The following is a 15,994-nucleotide window of genomic DNA, read 5'->3' as shown; positions in this document are numbered from 1 at the left end:
ATGAAATAAAAAAGACTGGTTTAATGACAGTTGGTAGAGGTATGATCGTGTCCCTCAATGTGACAGTTAGCGCTATTATGGTCTTTGGAGATGCCCATTGCTTCGGCTCTTGGTGAAATGTAAGGAATACCTAGTTCAAGGCCTCTCAGGATAAACAATCCTCCCAGAATGATCATAATTACAGGGACGGCTTTTAATATTTTCAGCCTAAAAGCCTGATTCATGAGATTTCCGGCTAAAACTACAGCAAACATGAACGGGAGGGTCCCCAATCCGAATAAAGCCATATATAAAGCTCCCTGCCATATTCCTCCGCCTGCAAGACTTGCGGTAAGGGCCATATAAACCATTCCGCAGGGTAAGAAGCCATTCAGGATTCCTGTAGTAAATCTGGATCGGTAATCAGCTTTCTGAAGCAGTTTTCCTAAATTCGATTTTACAGAAAATAAGAACCCTGAAAGAAAAGGTATTTTTGAGGCGAAATCTTTTCCTCCAAAAGAAAATAACGCCATAACGATCAGAAGAATTCCTGCCGTAATGGTAAGATATTGCTGGAAGCCTGCCATTTCAAATCCTTCTCCCACAATTCCTAAAATAGCTCCCAAAAGGGAATAGGTAAAGATCCTGCCAAACTGATACGTAAGGTTCTGGAGGTAGAAATTAGCTGCCTGCTTTTTGGTAAGTCCCATCGACAGGGCAATAGGGCCACACATTCCGATACAGTGAAAACCGGAAGCAAATCCTAAAGCAATAGCCGATACAACAAGTCCTATTTCCATATTACATCATAATCCATTCTATAGTCTGTTTTATCCTTGGTCCAGGATAGTCTTAACGTGTAATTCCCCATCTTTAAAACCTGTGAAGGGATTACAAATGACTGGCTGGCATCAAGCTGTACAGATTTTTTGATATCTAAATTCTGATCGTCGGTTCTGTTTAAAACAAATTTTACCGTAGTATTGGTATTGTTATAATCTTTTGGAAAAGTGATTTTAATTCCGTCTTTTCCCTGGCTGTATACAGGTCTCTCCTGCAGTTCGTCAGCTCTTTTCTTAGCATCAATCACATCCTGATACTGAAGTTCTTCCTCATAATAATTGTCCGTTACCATTTCAGAGTTTTTCTGCCCGTTCGGGAATAGAAACAGCATGGATAAAATAAAAACGATGAATGCAAATAATGCAATAACAACACCGTGTCCCCAACTAAAGTTTTTCATCTTCTAAAATTAAAATTGCAGTTTGAATGGTCCTTCAAAATAAGTCTGGTAAGAATCTACCAGTTCTCCTTTCATATCATAAACGCCAATAGTGATATTCTGTTTAGACAGTTTCATTTCACCTTCTGGGAAGCTGATATTGATAGTTCCCTTGGAAATTTTATCGCGTTCTATCTCAATCTTGCTTGAAGCACTGTAGGTAATCTCTCCGTGAGCAGGATCGATCACTTTTATCGTCACGATCTTTTTATCGTTCGTCTTATTTAAGAAAGTATAATTATAGGTATTGGTAATTTTTCCGTCTCTTACGAAGAATGTGCTGCCCGCAGGTTTAATAAACTTGGCTTCCATTTCTCCTCTGTTGTACAGAAGGAAGCCTAAAAACCCAACCAGAAGGAATAGGAATACTGTAAATCCTTTCATTCTTCCGGTAAATTTAAACTGTGTTTCTTTTTCAATTTCGTTTTCGGAAGCATATCTGATCAGTCCTTTCGGAAGCCCTACTTTTTCCATTACTTCATCGCAGGCATCAATACAGGCAGTACAGTTAATACATTCCAGTTGCTGCCCGTCACGGATATCAATTCCTGTAGGACATACCACAACACATTGGTGACAATCGATACAATCCCCTTTTCCTGCTGCTTTTCTGTCTTCTCCTTTTCTCCACTTGGATCTGTTTTCCCCTCTCTTAAAATCGTAGAAAACATTGATGGTATCTTTATCAATCAAAACGCCCTGAAGCCTTCCATACGGACACACCAATGTACATACCTGCTCTCTGAACCATGCAAATACAAAATAAAATGCGGCGGTAAAGAGAATCATCACCATAAAATTGGTAGGATGGGCAAACGGTCCTTCGGATACAATTTTGATCACTTCTTCATAGCCTACAATATACATAAACATAAAGTGGGTAATGATAAGTGAGATTACAATGTATACGGACCATTTCAGACTTCTTTTCCAGATTTTTTCACTGTTCCATTCCTGTCTGTCCAGCTTCATCTGCTTGTTACGGTCCCCTTCAATAAGATACTCGATTTTACGGAAGATGGATTCCATAAAAATTGTCTGAGGGCATATCCACCCGCAGAAAATTCTTCCGAATGCAATCGTAAAAACGATAATAAAAATTAAGGAGGCAATAGCGCCTAAAGTCAGGATGAAAAAGTCCTGTGGATAAAAAGGTTGTCCGAAAATGAAGAACTCTCTATCAATAACATTGAATAAAAAGAATGGATTTCCGTTGATCTTCAAAAACGGTATGGTAAAATAAACGACTAATAAAAGATAGCTTACAATATTTCTATAGTTGGTATACTTCCCTTTTGGCTTCCTTGGAAATACCCATCTTCTTTTTCCGGATTGCTCCATTGTCCCTATAGAATCTCTGTAAGTTTCAGGGTCCAGAACCTGTCCCTGTCCGCCTCGTACTTCTGTTTCTTCTATGTCTGACATATTGTGTAGGTTTTAAAAAAAGAAAAAACATAATTCGTTACTATTTTTTAATCTAATAACAAATTATGTTTTTTTCATATGTTTTCTAATTTTTTAAATTATTCTTTTTCCCAGTGAGCTTCATCTCCATATGGTGGAGCACCTCCCTGAGCCGGAGTAATTGGCTGCTGTTCCTGGTTAATGTGGTATACATAAGCGGCAACATTCTGGATGTCTGTCCCTGTTAATACCCCATTTTTACCCCAAGCCTGCATCGCTGTACCTGTTACCCCATTTTCTACAACGTGGAATACGTTTTTGAATAAGGTTTTTTCAGGCTGGTTGTGCCAGTAGTTATCAGTAAGGTTGGGTCCGATACCCCCTCTACCACCATCAGAGTGACAAGAAACACAGTTGGTTTTGAATACTTCCTCACCGGCAGCAATGTTATCTGCAGAATACTTCGCAGATTCAATTGTTACTGGAGGCTGTTCTTTCATGTATTTGTCAATAGCTGCCATCTGCTCTTTATATTCTTTCTCGTACTCGCTTAACGGGTGTGCGAAGTCTGTAAAAGAGTAGGCTGCAATGTATACAATACAAAAAGCAGTCCCAAAGTAGAATAAACCTACCCACCATTTTGGTAACTGGTTGTCAAGTTCCATAATGCCATCGAAACCGTGGTCAATAAGGATGTCTTTCTCTTCCGTTTCAGATTGCTTTTTGAATGCAGCGTCATACATTCTTCTTAAGAAAGGTATCTTCTTCTCTGCAAGGTAAGCTGCTTTTTCTTCCGGAGATAGTTTTTTGAATTTGTTATTCTCAATCAAATCTCCAATAGCACTGTGGATGTATGCTAAAATGGCACTGATCACAACAGTTCCCCAGAAATAAGGAGAGGCTAAGAACGAGTAGCTCTGTACAAATAAATAATAAAAAACTATTAAAAGTCCGGTTATTATTAAGATGTTTACAACAACAGGTGTTCTTTGTTTCATAATAAATAGTTTAATTTTTTAAATTAAAATCGTCATCTTCATCATCCCCCAGAGGAGCCTCTTCTTCTTCTTTGTAATATTTCTTAGGCCTGCTAAAAACATAGATTACTAAAGCTACGAAGAACAGCAAAAAGAAAATCAGAGCCAACGTCTGGTAGAAACCAGCGTTTTCTGTATTGGATAATATATCTTTAAAGTTCTGAGGAATCATGTGAACCTTTTAATGTTTTTAGTTATTACTTGCTGTTTTGATTTCAGTGGTTTTGATATCTGTTCCTAATCTTTGAAGATAAGAGATAAGAGCTACAATCTCTTTTTTCTCTAATTCTCCCTGAGGTTTCTTAGCGTATTCCGTTTTAAGGTCATTCGCTTCAGAGAAGATATCTTTCACAATTTTCTTCGCCTGATTATCTGCCCATGTATTGGCAGAGTCAATTTCAGCTTTAGTGTAAGGTACATCAAATGTATTCTTCATCAGCTTCAATTTGTCTACCATTTTAGATCTGTCCAAATCGGTAGAAATTAACCAAGGGTAACGAGGCATGATAGAACCAGCAGAGGTAGATCTTGGGTTGTACATGTGCTTGTAATGCCAAGAACTTGGGTTTTTACCTCCTTCTCTATGTAAATCCGGTCCTGTTCTCTTAGAACCCCATAGGAATGGTCTGTCGTATACGAATTCTCCTGCTTTGGAGTACTGTCCGTTTTTACCGTTGAATCTAACAATCTCGTCTCTGAACGGTCTGATCATCTGAGAGTGACAAGCGTTACATCCTTCACGGATATAGATGTCTCTACCTTCCAGTTCAAGTGGTGAATAAGGTTTTACCGCTGAAATGGTAGGTACACTTTTCTTAAGAGATAGAGTAGGAATGATCTCCACCATACTACCAATTGAAATCGTGAATAAAGATAGAACAGTCAATAACATTGGCATTCTTTCCAACCAAAGGTGGAATCCTTCTCCCTCTTTACGTTTGTTTCCGATATTAGCTAAAGCAGGTGCTTCTGCAGGTACTTCCTTCTGGAATGATCCTTTTCTTACCGTAGCAATTACGTTAACGATCATTAAGATAGCTCCTGAAATATAGAATAACCCTCCTAAGAATCTCATTTTGAAGTAAGGAATAATTGCAGTTACTGTATCCAACCAGTTTTTCCATAATAGAGTTCCGTCCGGGTTGAACTGCTTCCACATTAATCCTTGTGTAAATCCTGAAATATACATTGGTACTGCATAGAAAATAATTCCTAATGTCCCTAACCAGAAATGCCAGTTAGCTAATTTTACAGACCATATTTTTGTTCTCCACATGATTGGAACCAGGTAGTAGATAACCCCGAATGCCATGAAACCATTCCATCCAAGAGCTCCTAAGTGTACGTGACCAATAACCCAGTCTGTGAAGTGACCAATTTTGTTGATGTTTTTTGTTGCTAAAAGAGGACCTTCAAAAGTCGCCATACCGTAGCATGTTACTGCCACTACGAAGAACTTAAGAATAGGATTCTCTCTTACTTTATCCCAGGCACCTCTTAAGGTAAGAAGCCCGTTTAGCATTCCCCCCCATGATGGTGCAATAAGCATGATTGAGAAACCTGTTCCCACAGCCTGTGCCCATGCCGGAAGTGCTGTATACTGAAGGTGGTGAGGACCAGCCCAGATATATACGAAAATTAATGACCAGAAGTGAATAATAGACAGTTTGTATGAGAATACCGGTCTGTCTGCCGCTTTTGGCAAGAAGTAATACATTAAACCTAGAACCGGAGTTGTCAGTACGAATGCCACTGCATTGTGACCATACCACCATTGTACAATAGCGTCTTTTGCTCCTGCATAAGCAGAATAAGATTTCCAGCCAGCGAAAGATAATGGAACTTCAAGGTTGTTGAAGATATGAAGCATTGCTACTGCAACCCATGTACCCAAATAGAACCAGATCGCCACATAAAGGTGTCTAACCCTTCTCTTAGCAATCGTCATAATCATATTCACCCCGAAAATGATCCATGATATAGCAATTAATATATCAATTGGCCATTCATGTTCTGCATATTCTTTTGATGTATTGATCCCCATAAAGAAGGTAATGAACGTAGCAACGATCATTAACTGCCAGGTCCAGAAATGAATCCATGACAATGTATCACTATACATTCTTGTTTTTAATAATCTCTGTGTAGAGTAGTATACTCCAACGTAAACAATATTACAAACGAATGCAAAGATTACGGTGTTGGTGTGCAGCATTCTGATTCTACCAAAACCAAATGCACCATGAGTGTTTATTAGCCCTTGAATATTGCCGGAGGCAAGACTATTGATGGTTGTGTCATCAGTTCCGAAAAAGAATTCGGGTAATTCAGGGTAGAAAAGCATTAATGCCGCCGTAAGCCCAAACGTAAACCCTATAAAACCAAAGATGATGGTCGCATAGAGGAACGCACGGACAATACTGTTGTCATAACTAAACTTTTGTGTTTCCATATCAACTATTCACTATTTTTCTCAAATTTATTTATTCTCTCCTATTTTTTTGTCGTCTTTATTTTTGTCGCCATTTTCATCATCTTCTCTGACTACTCTCTCGTCATCGAAAAGGATTCTGACAGCCGGAGATTCATCATCTTCAAACTGCCCTTTTTTGGCATACACTATAAATACGACCAGGAAGATCGCAGCTAAAGAAACACTGCAGACGATCATTAAATATAGAATATCCATTGGACAACAAAATTAACCTATTTTCGGGGTTCAAATTTAGTGAAAAATAATGACATTCATCACGAAATGCCGATTTCAGCTAATTTAAAATCAGTCTAAATAAGAGGCTTTAAGCCTGTTTTTTGAAATGTTTCCGGCCTAAAATCCAGGTAGCAAGTGTAGTAAATGTAACAACAGTAATGGAACTGATTGGCATGATGATTGCAGCGAAGAGCGGATGCATATGACCTGTAACTGCGTAACTTAAACCAACAATATTGTAAAGGAAGCTGATTATGAATGTCATTTTTACAATGGTGATAGAGCCTTTGCAAACGTTCAGGTAATTATCCAGAGTGACCACTTTTTCACCGTTCATAATCACGTCGGAAGATGGAGTAAAGCTGTTCGTATCATCAGCAATAGCAATTCCTACATTACTTTGCTTCAATGCTCCGGCATCGTTAAGACCATCTCCAAGCATGGCCACTTTCATATGCTGATCCTGAAGGGTTTTGATATAATTCAGTTTGTCTTCCGGGCTTTGGTTGAAAGCCATTCCTTTGAAGTTAGGAATAAGCTCCTTAAGCTGTTTTTCCTCTGATGAATTATCCCCGCTCAGGATGAATATTTTGTAATCAGTAAGTTTTGTGAAGAGCTCTTTCAGTTTTGGACGATATTCGTTTTTGAAAATAAATTTCCCTAAGAATTCACCATTTTTACTAATATAGACCGCAGTTTCCAGGTTTTTAGGTTCCTGGTTGTTATATCGTGCAGAACCAATTTTGTAAAGATTTCCCCGTACTTCGGCCTCGTAGCCTTTTCCGGAAATTTCTTTGAAGTTTTCAACGGTGAAATAATCATCACTCACCTCAATGAACTCGTATAGTGATTTTGAAAGTGGGTGGTTGGAGTTTTTTAATAGAGTTTTGATATTTAGAGTATCGAACTCACTAATTTCAGCACCTTCATATCTGATGTTTGATTTTTTACGATGGGTAATCGTTCCGGTCTTGTCAAAAACAATCGTATCAAGCTTAGCGATTTTTTCAATCGTAAGAGTGTCTTTTACGTAAAATTTATTCCGCCCTAATATCCTCATAATGTGGCCGAAAGTGAACGGCGCAGATAGAGCAAGAGCACAAGGGCACGCAATGATCAGGATGGCAGAAATTACCTGGAACATTTTCTCCAGATCGATAAAAGCCCAATACGTTCCGGCTATCACGGCAATGCCTAAAATGATGAATGTGAAATATTTACTGATGCTGTTAGTCAGCGTATCAAGCCCCGTTTCATGCTTTTTGAAAGCTTCTTTGTTCCATAGCTGGGTAAGGTAACTCTGATCGACATCTTTAATGACTTCAAGTTCCAATGAAGATCCGATTTGTTTTCCTCCTGCAAAAATTTTATCTCCGGGCTGTTTACTGATGCTTACACTTTCTCCGGTAATAAAGCTGTTGTCGATATTTCCTTCCCCATTAATCAGGATGGCATCTACAGGAATGATTTCCTGGTTTCTTACTAAAATCCGGTCTCCTACTTTAACTTCAGAAAGAAGAATATTATCCTGTTTTCCTTCAAAATCAACTTTGGTAACAGCAATAGGATAGAAGGATTTGTAATCTCTATCATAAGAAAGCGCACTGTAGGTTCTTTTCTGGAAAATTTTCCCCATCAGCATAAAGAAGAGGAGTCCGCACAAAGTATCAAAATATCCGGGACCGTAATTGGTGGCTACTTCATAGACGCTTCTTCCGAACAGAACAAAGATCCCCAATACAATGGGTACGTCAATGTTAACAATTCCGTTCTTCAGCCCATACCACGCTGATTTATAATAATCCGAAGCTGAATAGAAGACAACCGGGCAGGCCAGCAGGAACATAAGAACTCTGAAAAGACCTTTATAATGTTCCATCCAATAATCTTCTCCACCTACATATTCCGGGAACGCAAGGAACATCCCGTTTCCGAAAGCAAATCCGGCAATCGCAAATTTTACCAACAGTGATTTGTCCAGATGATCTACATTTTTATCTGCTGTTTCAAGGCTGATGACAGGTTTGTAACCTAAATTGGTTAAAAAATTAGCTAGTTCGCTTAATTTGAAATCGTTATGGTTGAATGAAATCTGTAAGGTCTTGCGGGTGAAGTTAACCTGGGAGTAATTAATATTTTTGTTCAGGGTATGAAGGCTTTCTAATAGCCATATACATGATGAACAGTGAATTACTGGGATTTTGAAAGTGACAAGGCTGGTGTTTCCTTCCGAGAAATCAGTGACCTTTTCGAAGATCTCCGGAGTGTCAAGATAATCAAACTGTGAAGAGCTTTCATCACTTGGACGGATTCCTGCTCTTTTATTAAGCTCGTAAAAATTACTTAAATTATTGGTATTCAGAATCTCGTATACAGACTTGCAGCCATTGCAGCAGAAAGTCTTTTCATCAAACAGAATTCTCTCTTTTTCTATACCTTGACCACAATGAAAACAGTTCTCGCTCACCTCCCTAAAATATTGAACTACAAAATTATAACAATTTTTTTTGTTTATCGAGTTAAAAAGTTCTATTTTTGTGATAAATGTCATATAAAATGTCGCAGGAACAACAGATTGCAATTGAAGAGAGGTTCGCCAGAGTTTTTAATGATAAATCTTTTAAGGAAAGACTTTCCAGTGTAGATTTTGAAAAATATATTAACGGCAAAAAAAGACTGAGTTTTCAGAAACATGATACCATTTTTGAGGATGGAGAAACACCAAAGGGAGTGTTTGTTCTGGAAAAAGGGGCCGCTAAATTATCCAAATCAGGGGCTTTCGGCAAAGATCAGATCTTAAGATTTATTAAAGAAGGGGACATTATCGGCTATCGTTCATTGCTTTGCGGGGAAAATTTCCAGGCAAAAGCTGAGGCCATGACAGATATTGAATGCATTTTCCTGCCTGCAGATATTTTTATGTACCTTCTTGAGGTAGATCCGCAGTTGTCTTTTGTGATGCTTCAGAAAATTTCTTACGAATTGGGAGAGTCATCTAATACCATTACTTTCCTTGCTCAGAAAACCGTTAGAGAAAGATTAGCGGAAATATTACTGTTACTGGAACAGAAGTTAGGTGTAGATCCGGAAGGGTTCATCAAAATTTCTTTAACAAGAGAAGAAATTGCCAACATTATCGGTACTGCTACCGAAAGTGCCATCCGTTTGATCTCTGAATTTAAAGGAGACAATCTCATTGAAGTAGATGGAAGAAATATCAAAATCCTGAATCACGACAAACTCATGAAACTAGGTCACGTAGTTTTATAAAAATCATACAAAAATTCAAGTCGGCGCAAGCCGACTTTTTAACTTTTAAAAAATAGATACATTATGTCTGTTCACTCTGAAATTAAAAAAGTTACAACTGAAACCTTGCGTAAAATGAAATTCGACAAGGAAAAAATAACTATGCTTACCGCTTATGACTTTACCACGGCTAAAATGGTAGATGCAGGAGGTGTGGATGCCATTTTGATCGGAGACTCTGCCGCGAATGTAATGGCAGGTTTTGAAACTACACTCCCAATTACATTGGATCAGATGATCTATCATGCTCAAAGTGTGGTAAGAGGTACCGACAGAGCTTTGGTTGTAGCAGATTTGCCTTTCGGAACTTATCAGAGTAATCCTGAAAAAGCATTGGAGTCTGCGGTAAGAATGATGAAAGAAGGCGGTGCACATGCCGTAAAAATTGAAGGAGGAAAAGAAATTTCCAAATCCATTAAAAAGATCATCAATGCTGGGATTCCGGTAATGGGACATCTGGGATTAACGCCCCAGTCTATCTATAAATTCGGAACCTATAAAGTAAGAGCAAAAGAAGAAGCGGAAGCTGAAAAATTGATTGCTGATGCACAGCTTTTAGAAGAATTGGGATGTTTCTCCATTGTATTGGAAAAAATTCCGGCTGATTTAGCTAAAAAAGTTACCGAAAGCATTTCTATTCCTACCATCGGAATCGGTGCAGGAGCAGACTGTGACGGACAGGTTCTGGTATATCATGATATGGTGGGGATGAACAAAGGTTTCAGTCCTAAATTCCTGAGAAGATATCTTGATCTTTATACTGAAATTACAGGAGCCGTTTCCCAATATGTGAAAGATGTGAAAAGTGTTGAATTTCCAAATGAAAGTGAAAGTTATTAATCTATGAACAATCAACAGAAATCACTTCAGGGAATATTGTCTATTGCAGCACTGATCTGTCTTGCTGTAGGCTGGTTTAATTTATTTTCTCCGGAAATCAATCATCTTCTTTCAAGAAAGGTGTTTTATGTACTGATAGGGGCAAGCTTCTTTATTCAGGCACCTTTATTTTTAAACAAAAATCTGTCGTATGCGATGTACGGCGCAGCATTGATCTGTATTGTAGGAGCATTTCTGCCGGATGATTCAAAACTTTCAGCGATTAAAACGTTGGGGCTTTTAGGAGGAATTATCCTTTCATTGGCCAACAGACCGAGATAAATTCAGATGATGGAGGAGCAGATTGTATATGAAGACAACCATCTTCTGGTGGTCAATAAAAAAGTCGGTCAGCTTGTACAGGGTGATAAGACCGGTGATGAATCATTATTAGAGACCATCAAGAATTTTATAAAAAAAAGAGATAACAAACCGGGGAATGTTTTCCTCGGTCTTGTTCATCGTATAGACCGGCCCACCTCAGGTCTGGTAATCTATGCCAAAACGTCCAAGGCGCTTTCCCGTCTTACCCAGATGGTAAAAAACAGGGAAATTAAAAAGACCTATTGGGCAATAGTGGGTAAGGAAATGATCCCGAAAACTCAAAGGCTGGTTCATTATTTAAAGAAAAACGAAAAGAACAACAAAGCAATCGTATTTCCCAAAGCTACAGATGGTGCAAAAGAGGCAATTTTAACCTATCATGTGATCAAAACACTGGATAATTATATGCTTCTTGAAATTGATCTGGAAACAGGAAGGCATCACCAGATCCGTGCCCAGCTTTCTAAAACCGGAGTGCCCATCAAAGGAGATCTTAAATACGGTTCTCCCCGCTCCAACCCGGATGGAGGAATTAATCTTCATGCGAGAAAACTGGAGTTTATTCACCCGGTTACCAAGGAAAAAATAGAGATTACCGCTCCCGTTCCACAGAATGATGCCGTTTGGAGAGCTTGTGATGAATAAAAAAAACCTGCAAATTTTCTGCAGGTTTTTTTATGGCATTCTTTTATTTGTATTTAATGTGCAATGAATTGCATCAATAAAATATTATTTTGTTGATGGTTTTTGTTTAAAAACTAAATTTTGCCTGTTCTGAAAAAATAACTAACTTCGTCCCATACTTTAGGGGTGTCTGTGAACAACAGACTGAGACTTTACCCTTTGAACCTGATCTGGATCATACCAGCGTAGGGAAAAGTAGGTGACTTTTGCTGTGCATTCTATTGTACAATAACAGCCATTCCTAAAGTATATTTAAAATTATTAGGAATGGAACTTACAATCAACCACACCCGAAAAACATTTGCTGTACTTCCCGAAAATCTGGAAGCACTAATGGCTATGGAACTCCCCGGAAAGAAAAAAGGAATTGCCGTAGCCCTCAACAACCGTATTATTCCGCTGTCCGCCTGGGCAGAGACCATTCTCAATGATAAAGATTCAGTATTAATCATCACAGCTGCCCAGGGCGGCTAATAAAATACAGTTATGGCTCATTCAATCACACGTTCGCCTTTTCCCAACTCTAAGAAAGTCTATGTGGAAGGCACAATACATCCTGTAAGGGTCGCTATGCGCGAAATCCAGTTAAGCCCTACAAAACTCACCAATGGTACTCTTGAAGATAATCCTCCGGTAACGGTTTACGATACCTCGGGACCTTATACCGATGAAAGTTCAGAGATTAATATTCTGAAAGGCTTACCGAGAATCCGGGAACAGTGGATTCTTGAAAGGGAAGATGTTCATGTTCTGGACAGTATCACTTCAGAATACGGAAAGACCCGCCTTGCAGACACCGGTCTTGATGAATTGCGTTTTTCCTATAACCACAATCCTAAAGTGGCCAGAGAAGGGAAAGAAGTAACCCAGCTTTATTATGCAAAAGAGGGTATCATTACACCGGAAATGGAATATGTAGCGATCCGCGAAAATCAAAGAATTGAACAGCTGCAATCGGTTTTAAAAGAAATGGCTTTTCAGCATTCAGGAAACAGTTTCGGAGCCAATACTCCCAAAAGCAAGATCACTCCTGAATTTGTAAGAGATGAAATTGCAGCGGGAAGAGCAATAATTCCGAATAACATCAACCACCCGGAAAGTGAACCCATGATTATCGGGAGGAATTTCCTTGTAAAGATCAATGCGAATATTGGAAACAGCGCTGTTTCGTCAAGCATTGAAGAAGAAGTTGAAAAAGCGGTCTGGGCATGCCGTTGGGGTGCAGATACCATTATGGATCTTTCCACCGGAAAAAATATTCACGAAACAAGAGAGTGGATCATAAGAAACAGCCCGGTTCCTATCGGTACCGTTCCTATTTACCAGGCCCTCGAAAAAGTAAAAGGAATTCCTGAAGATCTGACGTGGGAAGTTTTTAAAGATACCCTTATCGAACAGGCAGAGCAGGGAGTATCTTATTTTACCATTCATGCGGGAGTTCTGCTTCGATATATTCATTTAACGGTTAACAGAGTGACCGGAATCGTCTCAAGAGGCGGTTCCATCATGGCAAAATGGTGCCTTTATCATCATAAGGAAAATTTCCTGTATACCCATTTCGAAGAGATCTGTGAGATCATGAAGAAATACGATGTGGCTTTTTCCTTAGGAGATGGTCTTCGTCCCGGATCCATTGCCGATGCTAATGATGCTGCACAGTTTGCTGAGCTGGAAACTTTAGGTGAACTGACGAAAATAGCCTGGAAACACAATGTACAGGTCATGATTGAGGGTCCCGGTCACGTCCCGATGCACATGATCAAAGAAAATATGGATAAACAGCTGAAAGAATGTCACGAAGCGCCGTTTTATACCTTAGGCCCGTTAACAACAGATATTGCCCCGGGCTACGATCACATCACTTCAGGAATTGGCGCTGCAATGATTGGATGGTTCGGGTGTGCCATGCTGTGTTATGTAACACCAAAGGAGCATTTGGGACTTCCCAATAAAAAAGATGTTAAGGATGGAGTCATTACTTATAAACTGGCGGCTCATGCGGCCGATCTGGCAAAAGGACATCCCGGCGCACAGTACAGAGACAATGCATTAAGCAAGGCAAGATTTGAATTCCGATGGGAAGATCAGTTCAACCTTTCACTAGATCCGGATACCGCCAGAGCTTATCATGATGAAACCCTTCCGGCGGAAGGCGCAAAGATTGCCCACTTCTGTTCGATGTGTGGACCCAAGTTCTGTTCCATGAAAATTACTCAGGAAATCAGAGAGTCTGCCGAGAAAGGAATGCTGGGCAAATCTCAGGAGTTTATAGAAAAAGGAAAGGAAATTTATATATGATCATTGTTATCACTCCTGAACTGATGATTCCTGATGAAACGAAAATGATTAATCAACTGTTCCGGAAAGGACTGGAACTGCTCCACATCAGAAAACCTTTTATCGGGATGAATGGAATGCTGGATTTTCTTAATGGGATCGACAGACTTTTTTATCCTCAGCTGGTATTGCACAGTCATTATGAAGTGGCTGACGAGTATAATATCTCACGTCTTCATTTCAGGGAAACAGCACGGTTGAATGGAGAGCATCAAACATACATCGGTAAAGGTATTCTTTCAACATCTGTTCATGATATTAAAGCTTTCAATAAGCTGGACAAAGAATGGGAGTATGCTTTTATCAGCCCGGTTTTTCCAAGTATTTCGAAAAAAGGATATGGTGAAAATACGAAAACCATTCATGAAATATCTTCTCGGAGCAATCCTGATGTAAAACTGGTTGCGCTGGGCGGAATCAATGAAAATAATATCAGAGAAGCGTTGGATTATGGAGTGGACGGAGTGGCTCTGCTGGGCGGAATCTGGGAGAGTAATCATTCTTTACAAACCTTTGAAAACTGCAGGAAAAATTCTCTTTTGTAATCGAAATAATGAATCAACAATGGAAAAATTACAATACATATCACAGGGAAATACAAGAAAAGAGCAGGAGCTTAATATCCGGAATGCTCTGGATAATGGGATACAGTGGGTTCAGGTCCGGTGGAAAAATGCTCAGGGAAATGAATTGATTAACCTCTGTGAAGTTTCAAAGAAGCTGTGTTCAGAATACCGTGCGTCTCTTATCATTAATGACCATATCCAATTAGTAAAAGAAACCGATGCAGACGGAGTTCACTTAGGGCTTAATGATGATTCGGTTGAAAAAGCAAGGCTGATTTTGGGTGATCATAAAATAATAGGAGGGACAGCCAACACCATAACCGATGTTCTTCAAAGGATGAATGAGCCATGTGATTATATTGGTCTGGGCCCTTTAAGGTTTACGGCTACCAAAGAAAAGCTGAGCCCTGTTCTTGGTTTTGAGGGATATCGCAGCATCATTGAAAATATAAAAGAAAAATCATTGGAGATCCCGAAGATCTTTGCAATTGGCAGCGTTACCCTTGAAGATATTTTACCCTTGCAGCAGATCGGTATTTATGGAGCTGCAGTTTCAGGGGAGATTACCAGACAGCCGTCAATGATTGAAGATTTTAAAAAAGTAATGATATAAAATCGGAATAAACTCAATTTTCCGTTACCCGCTGTAAATGAAAATTGAGATTAGGGGATGATTTTAGAAAAAGCAAATAATTGAATATGAATAATCAAAAATTAGTAATAGCAGACCGGGTATTTGAATCAAGACTGTTTCTGGGAACCGGTAAATTTGGTAGCCTTGGAGAAATGGCAGCATCTATTACCGCTTCAGAAACCAATATGGTAACGATGGCCCTGAAAAGAATTGATTCTCAGGCCGAGGAAGACGGATTGCTGGATTCACTGAAAAGCACCCATGTACATCTGCTTCCCAATACCTCAGGAGCAAGAACAGCTAAAGAAGCGGTATTGGCGGCTCAGCTTGCCAGGGAAGCTCTGGAAACCAACTGGGTTAAGCTTGAAATTCATCCCGATCCGAAATATCTTCTTCCGGATCCTATTGAAACCCTGTACGCAACGGAAGAACTGGCAAAGCTTGGGTTTGTGGTAATGCCGTACATTCATGCAGATCCTGTACTCTGTAAACGTCTTGAAGATGCCGGAACTGCTGTAGTAATGCCTTTGGGAGCACCAATCGGAACAAATAAAGGATTGAGAACACTGGATTTTCTGGAGATTATTATCAGCCAGAGCAATGTTCCTGTTGTGGTAGATGCCGGAATAGGAGCACCTTCAGATGCAGCCAAAGCCATGGAAATGGGAGCAGATGCAGTTCTCGTGAACACAGCCATCGCTGTAGCAGGAAATCCTGTGAATATGGCGGTTGCTTTTAAAGAAGGGGTAATTGCAGGAAGAAGAGCATTTGAATCTGGGCTTGGGGCAGTGATCAATCATGCGGAGGCTTCCAGCCCGTTAACTTCATTTTTATTTGAATAATATTGGT

At 39.5% G+C, this 15,994-nt stretch carries 17 protein-coding genes and 1 riboswitch; of the genes, 9 read left to right on the top strand and 8 right to left on the bottom strand.

Going from position 1 to position 15,994, the window contains the following annotated elements; translation table 11 throughout:
• Nucleotides 1–20: 20 nt before the first annotated feature.
• The 8 genes from FW768_RS13940 to FW768_RS13905 form a co-directional block, all read right to left on the bottom strand.
• Nucleotides 21–779 carry a sulfite exporter TauE/SafE family protein gene (locus tag FW768_RS13940; RefSeq protein WP_153396363.1) on the bottom strand — a complete coding sequence of 253 codons (759 nt, stop codon included), beginning with the start codon at nt 777–779 and terminating at the stop codon, nt 21–23.
• Nucleotides 770–1,222 (bottom strand): FixH family protein, encoded by a 453-nt coding sequence (locus tag FW768_RS13935; RefSeq protein ID WP_153396361.1) that lies wholly within the window; start codon nt 1,220–1,222, stop codon nt 770–772. The genes FW768_RS13940 and FW768_RS13935 overlap by 10 nt, the downstream gene beginning before the upstream one ends.
• A gap of 9 nt (nt 1,223–1,231) precedes the next feature.
• Nucleotides 1,232–2,686 carry a cytochrome c oxidase accessory protein CcoG gene (ccoG, locus tag FW768_RS13930; RefSeq protein ID WP_153396359.1) on the bottom strand — a complete coding sequence of 485 codons (1,455 nt, stop codon included), beginning with the start codon at nt 2,684–2,686 and terminating at the stop codon, nt 1,232–1,234.
• A 98-nt stretch (nt 2,687–2,784) separates the two neighbouring features.
• Nucleotides 2,785–3,663, bottom strand: coding sequence for a c-type cytochrome (locus FW768_RS13925; RefSeq protein WP_153396357.1), 879 nt, complete (start codon nt 3,661–3,663; stop codon nt 2,785–2,787).
• A gap of 10 nt (nt 3,664–3,673) precedes the next feature.
• The gene (locus FW768_RS13920) at nt 3,674–3,874 is read right to left on the bottom strand and encodes a CcoQ/FixQ family Cbb3-type cytochrome c oxidase assembly chaperone (protein WP_062698701.1); all 201 of its coding nucleotides are present in this window, start codon (nt 3,872–3,874) and stop codon (nt 3,674–3,676) included.
• 18 nt (nt 3,875–3,892) lie between these two features.
• A complete protein-coding gene (gene ccoN / locus FW768_RS13915; RefSeq protein WP_153396355.1) occupies nt 3,893–6,154 on the bottom strand; it encodes a cytochrome-c oxidase, cbb3-type subunit I in 2,262 nt (753 codons plus the stop codon).
• Nucleotides 6,155–6,181: 27 nt separating this feature from the next.
• Entirely contained in the window at nt 6,182–6,391 is a 210-nt protein-coding gene (ccoS, locus tag FW768_RS13910) for a cbb3-type cytochrome oxidase assembly protein CcoS (RefSeq protein WP_153396353.1), read from the bottom strand.
• Nucleotides 6,392–6,500: 109 nt separating this feature from the next.
• Nucleotides 6,501–8,879 carry a heavy metal translocating P-type ATPase gene (locus FW768_RS13905; protein ID WP_153396351.1) on the bottom strand — a complete coding sequence of 793 codons (2,379 nt, stop codon included), beginning with the start codon at nt 8,877–8,879 and terminating at the stop codon, nt 6,501–6,503.
• Between the two features lie 89 nt (nt 8,880–8,968).
• Here FW768_RS13905 and FW768_RS13900 point away from each other — a divergent pair, with 89 nt between their 5' ends.
• From FW768_RS13900 to FW768_RS13860, 9 genes are all read left to right on the top strand, one after another.
• Nucleotides 8,969–9,682: a Crp/Fnr family transcriptional regulator gene (locus FW768_RS13900; protein WP_153396349.1), complete on the top strand. Its 714-nt coding sequence runs from the start codon at nt 8,969–8,971 to the stop codon at nt 9,680–9,682.
• 63 nt (nt 9,683–9,745) lie between these two features.
• Nucleotides 9,746–10,561 (top strand): 3-methyl-2-oxobutanoate hydroxymethyltransferase, encoded by an 816-nt coding sequence (panB, locus tag FW768_RS13895; protein ID WP_153396347.1) that lies wholly within the window; start codon nt 9,746–9,748, stop codon nt 10,559–10,561.
• 3 nt (nt 10,562–10,564) lie between these two features.
• Nucleotides 10,565–10,882, top strand: coding sequence for a hypothetical protein (locus tag FW768_RS13890; protein WP_153396345.1), 318 nt, complete (start codon nt 10,565–10,567; stop codon nt 10,880–10,882).
• A 6-nt stretch (nt 10,883–10,888) separates the two neighbouring features.
• Entirely contained in the window at nt 10,889–11,569 is a 681-nt protein-coding gene (locus FW768_RS13885) for an RluA family pseudouridine synthase (protein ID WP_153396343.1), read from the top strand.
• 151 nt (nt 11,570–11,720) lie between these two features.
• A riboswitch (TPP riboswitch) is annotated at nt 11,721–11,817 on the top strand.
• A 58-nt stretch (nt 11,818–11,875) separates the two neighbouring features.
• Complete coding sequence (gene thiS / locus FW768_RS13880; protein ID WP_153396342.1) at nt 11,876–12,082, top strand: sulfur carrier protein ThiS; 207 nt, start codon at nt 11,876–11,878, stop codon at nt 12,080–12,082.
• Nucleotides 12,083–12,094: 12 nt separating this feature from the next.
• Entirely contained in the window at nt 12,095–13,906 is a 1,812-nt protein-coding gene (thiC, locus tag FW768_RS13875) for a phosphomethylpyrimidine synthase ThiC (protein WP_153396340.1), read from the top strand.
• Nucleotides 13,903–14,490 carry a thiamine phosphate synthase gene (locus FW768_RS13870; RefSeq protein WP_153396338.1) on the top strand — a complete coding sequence of 196 codons (588 nt, stop codon included), beginning with the start codon at nt 13,903–13,905 and terminating at the stop codon, nt 14,488–14,490. The genes thiC and FW768_RS13870 overlap by 4 nt, the downstream gene beginning before the upstream one ends.
• Before the next feature lie 19 nt (nt 14,491–14,509).
• The gene (locus FW768_RS13865) at nt 14,510–15,124 is read left to right on the top strand and encodes a thiamine phosphate synthase (RefSeq protein WP_153396336.1); all 615 of its coding nucleotides are present in this window, start codon (nt 14,510–14,512) and stop codon (nt 15,122–15,124) included.
• Nucleotides 15,125–15,210: 86 nt separating this feature from the next.
• Nucleotides 15,211–15,987, top strand: coding sequence for a thiazole synthase (locus FW768_RS13860; protein ID WP_153396334.1), 777 nt, complete (start codon nt 15,211–15,213; stop codon nt 15,985–15,987).
• Nucleotides 15,988–15,994 lie beyond the last annotated feature (7 nt).

The organism is Chryseobacterium vaccae, assembly GCF_009602705.1.
Classification (GTDB): Bacteria; Bacteroidota; Bacteroidia; order Flavobacteriales; family Weeksellaceae; genus Chryseobacterium; species Chryseobacterium vaccae.
Note: the sequence above shows the minus strand (reverse complement) of the source record. Positions and strands in the feature narration are given on the sequence as shown.